Source organism: Halorubrum sp. SD612 (assembly GCF_002135005.1).
Window position 1 is genome coordinate 1 of sequence record NZ_NEWI01000233.1, and the last position, 2,988, is coordinate 2,988.

General features: G+C 66.3%; 3 protein-coding genes and 1 pseudogene. All 4 read right to left on the reverse strand.

Features of this window, described 5'->3' with window-relative positions:
* Positions 1–143: pseudogene (locus B9G38_RS17940) on the reverse strand (NADH-quinone oxidoreductase subunit H); the annotation flags it as partial.
* Complete coding sequence (locus tag B9G38_RS15650) at positions 143–1,810, reverse strand: NADH-quinone oxidoreductase subunit D (RefSeq protein WP_086220992.1); 1,668 nt, start codon at positions 1,808–1,810, stop codon at positions 143–145. The pseudogene B9G38_RS17940 and the gene B9G38_RS15650, both read right to left, overlap by 1 nt.
* Complete coding sequence (locus tag B9G38_RS15655; protein ID WP_053771566.1) at positions 1,807–2,505, reverse strand: NADH-quinone oxidoreductase subunit B; 699 nt, start codon at positions 2,503–2,505, stop codon at positions 1,807–1,809. The genes B9G38_RS15650 and B9G38_RS15655 overlap by 4 nt, the downstream gene beginning before the upstream one ends.
* Positions 2,505–2,921 carry an NADH-quinone oxidoreductase subunit A gene (locus B9G38_RS15660; protein ID WP_086220993.1) on the reverse strand — a complete coding sequence of 139 codons (417 nt, stop codon included), beginning with the start codon at positions 2,919–2,921 and terminating at the stop codon, positions 2,505–2,507. Before B9G38_RS15660 ends, B9G38_RS15655 begins: the two co-directional genes overlap by 1 nt.
* Positions 2,922–2,988: the final 67 nt, after the last annotated feature.

Consider the following 2,988-nt stretch of genomic DNA (forward strand, 5'->3'; position numbering starts at 1 on the left):
CCCGCGACGCCCGTGAACGCGAGGATGATGTTTCCGACGACGAAGGCGGCGACCAGCGAGGCCGCGACCTCGCCGATGACGCTGTCGAGCCCGAGCGTGTCGACGATGAACTCGGGGAACAGCTGTGCGGGGGCCGTACCCATCAGCGGTCCACCTCCCCGAGAACGACGTCGAGGCTACCGAGGGCCGCGATGACGTCGGGGATGTACTCCCCGTTCGCCATCTCCGGCAGCGTCTGGAGGTTCGAGAAGCACGGCGACCGGATCTTGAACCGCGCCGGCTTGTCCGTGCCGTCCGCGCGGATGTAGATGCCGAGTTCGCCCTTGGCGCCCTCGACGGCGCGGTAGATCTCCGTGTCGTCGTCCGGGCGCAGCGTGCGCGGCACGTTCGCCTGGATGTTGCGCTCGTCCTCGGGCCAGTCCTCGAGCAGGTCGACGCACTGCTCGATGATCTTCGCGGACTCCTCGACCTCGCGCATCCGGACGAGCAGGCGGCTGAAGTTGTCGCCGCCGTCCTCGGTGACGACGTCCCAATCGAGCTCGTCGTAGTAGCCGTACGGGTCGTCGCGGCGGAGGTCGTAGTCGACCCCCGAGCCGCGGGCGACGGGGCCGGTCGCGCCGTAGTTCTTCGCGACCTCCGGCGGCAGGATGCCCGTGTCGATGGTCCGCATCTGGAACACCTCGTTCGAGGTGATCAGGTTGTGGTACTCCTCGACGGACTCCGGGAGCTGGTCGAGGAAGTCCCGGGTCTTCGAGAAGAACTCCTCCCGGGGCTCCGGCAGGTCCCAGACGACCCCGCCGAGCCGGAAGTAGTTGAACATCAGCCGCTGGCCCGTCAGGTCCTCCAAGAGGTTCTGGACGCGCTCGCGGTCGTTGATGGCGTACATGAACGTCGCCGTGAAGTCGCCGTTGATGTCGAGCGCGAACGTCGCGAGCGCGAGCATGTGCGCGGCGATCCGGCACATCTCCGCGCCCATCGTCCGAATGACCTGCGCGTACTCGGGCACCTCGATGTCCGCGAGGTCCTCGGCCGCGCGGGCGTACGCCCACTCGTTGAGCAGGCCCGCCGAGATGTAGTCCCAGCGGTCGGGGTACGGCATGATCTGGTGGCGGTACGTCCCGGACTGCGCCATCTGCTCCTCGCTGCGGTGGAGGTAGCCGATGTCTGGCTCAACGTCGGCGACCTGCTCGCCGTCGAGCACCGTCTTCAGGTGGAGGACGCCGTGGGTCGCGGGGTGGTGCGGCCCGATGTTGAGGAACATCGTGTCGGACTCGGCGTCCTTGTGGTGGTCCTCCAGCGGGTTCGCGTGCTCCGGCAGCGTGGCGATCTGCGGCCGGTCCTTGTCGTAGTCCATCGACAGGGGGTGGCCCTGCCACGTCTCGGGGAGCAGGATCCGACGGAGGTCGGGGTGGTCGTCGTACTCGATCCCGATCAGGTCGTACGCCTCCCGCTCGTGCCAGTCGGCCGTGCGGAAGACGGGCTCGGCCGACTCGGAGACGGGGTCGTCCTTGTCGGCGGGCACGACGATGCTGACCTCTTGGGTCGGATCGTCGTACTTCTTCAGGTGGTAGATGGACTCGTAGCGGTTCTCGTACTCCTGTGCGGAGACCACGGAGAGGTGGTCGTACCCCGCCTGCTCTTTCAGGGTCCGAAGCGTTTCCTGAACGGTGTCCGGGCGGATGACGAACCCGGGCGCGTTCAGATGGTCGTCGCGGTCGACGACGAGGTCGCCGAGCAGCGCCTCCAGCTCGTCGGGGGTGCGCTCGACGGCGTCGTCGTCGTCGACTCTGTCTGGTCGTTCGAGGCTCATGGCGAATCAGCGAAGTTGTACCGCATGACGAGTTCGTCGTCGTCGATCTGGTCGGCCAGCTTGTCGACGAGCTCGTCGCGTTCGAGGTCCGAGAACTCCTCCAGCTCGTACGGCTTGACCGTGACGGGCGCGGCCTCGCCGTTGGCGACGCGCTCCTGTAGCTTCACGACGCCGTAGACGAGCGCCTCGGGCCGGGGCGGGCAGCCGGGGACGTGGATGTCGATCGGGATGACCTCCTCGGCGCCCTTGATCACGTTGTACCCCTCCTGGAACGGGCCGCCGGAGATGGTACAGGAACCCATGCCGACGACGAACTTCGGCTCGGGCATCTGGTCGTAGACGCGCTTCATCCGCGGGGCGAACTTCGAGACGATCGTCCCGGGGACGATCATCACGTCGGCCTGTCGCGGCGACGCGCGGGGGACGCCCGACCCGAAGCGGTCGAGGTCGTGTTTCACCGCGTAGGTGTGCATCATCTCGATGCTGCAACAGGCGATGCCGAACTGCAGCATGAACATCGAGGAGCCCCGGCACCAGTTCAGGAACTTGTCGAACTTGGTGAGGATGAACGGCGAGGAGCCGAACGCCTCGCGGAGCCGGGAGTTGAACCGGTCTCCCTGCCCGGTCATCCGGGCGTCTCTGGTCTCGGTTACGACTTGCGAATCGTCGGTGATAAACGGTTGATCGCTGCTCATTAGTTGAAGTCCTCCGTCGTCTTTCTGCTGGTCGCGCGGGGGCTGCGGGCCCAGCTGATCGCCCCCGACCGCCACGCCCAGACGAGTCCGACCGCGAGAATTCCGACGAAGGCCAACATCGGCCACAGCAGGTCGGCCATCGGCACGCCGGCCTGGACGGCCGGGCGGTAGATGACGGCCCACGGGAACAGCAACACGGTCTCGATGTCGAACACGACGAACAACAGCGCGACCATGTAGTACTGGATGTTGAACCGGATCCGCGTCCCGCCCGTCGGGGTCTCGCCGGACTCGTAGGTGGTACTTTTACCGGTCTCAGGCACGCTCGGACGGAGCAGCGCCGACACTGTCATCATCGCTATCGGGATGAGCAGGCCGACGACCGCCAAGGCGCCAATCGCTATCCAATCGCTCATATAGGTCTCCGTAACGTGCTGGGGTTTGGACCGCCCCCTCATAAGCGTTGAGTCTTGTGCGTCCCCG